The organism is Thiolapillus sp., assembly GCF_048562965.1.
Taxonomy (GTDB): Bacteria; Pseudomonadota; Gammaproteobacteria; order Chromatiales; family Chromatiaceae; genus Thiolapillus; species Thiolapillus brandeum_A.
Map to the genome: position 1 here is coordinate 1 of NZ_JBHNMF010001063.1, position 935 is coordinate 935.

Annotated in this window: 1 protein-coding gene; it reads right to left on the bottom strand. The window is 53.0% G+C overall.

From position 1 onward, the window contains the following. Positions 1 to 97: 97 nt before the first annotated feature. The gene (locus ACOCD2_RS22275; protein ID WP_419626140.1) at positions 98 to 757 is read right to left on the bottom strand and encodes a hypothetical protein; all 660 of its coding nucleotides are present in this window, start codon (positions 755 to 757) and stop codon (positions 98 to 100) included. Between the last annotated feature and the right edge of the window lie 178 nt (positions 758 to 935).

Here is a 935-nt window from a genome sequence, read left to right on the forward strand (position 1 = left end):
GTTGGGTCAATAGCATAGACTCGGCGTACTATGATGTCAAGCCTCTACAGACATGAAAAAGCGATTGTAGATCCATGGAGGCAGGCTTGTACTCATCTTAGGGGTGAGTAGTTACGTCGAAGCTCACATTTTGTGAACAGTCCTGCGCGCCACTGACAACCAGTTCACTGGTGGTCTTGGCAGCCACATACAGAAGGCAAGGCTCACCCATGGGCGTCAGGTGCGCCGTCAGGCCGATATCGGGGTTGGTCACCCATTTGAAGGTCTCGCCCAGGGGGATGCGCGCCTCGCCATCCACCAGCCGGGCGCTGCCCCGGGTATAGGTGGCCACTTCGTCGCCTTCCGGCGCGGCATAAACAATCACCTCGTCCTTGTTCTCCGGGTGGTTCTGCACGAAACTCACACTGCCGGAGCCCTTAATCTTGTAGGTGTCGTGGCCGACACGGGCGTAGGTATGACTGGTCAAATCCATGAAAAAACCGCCCATGGTATTGCCATAAGCCCGAATACCATTATCACCATACCCGACATAGGCATAGCCCGAACTGTCGGCATCGCCGAAATAACCGCCCCCATCATCGCCATAAGCCTGAATACCATAATAACCAGAACCGACATAGGCTTGGCCCGAACCGTCGGCATCGGCGAAAAAACCGCCCCCTTGATTGTCGGAGGCTGTGATGCCCCAGGGCAATGCCGCCGACGGTGCCGCCAGCAACAGGAACAGACCCAGGATGGATAATGTGTGCGTTTTCATTGACCTTCTCAATCTAATCTCTCAGACGCTATTTACGATACTTCTCTTTTAACTATATGCAGGGAAAGCGTTGCTGGCTGGATTTACACATTGCTCAATTGATTTGTATCAAAGGAACGGGCGCTTTTTGGAGCGATTTGTTTTTTGCAGGCGTATTTTGTTGAGTCAAACAGAAGGG

Coding starts and splice junctions, on each gene's coding strand:
- ACOCD2_RS22275 (WP_419626140.1), bottom strand. CDS start 757: ATGAAAACGCACACATTATCCATCCTGGGTCTGTTCCTGTTGCTGGCG.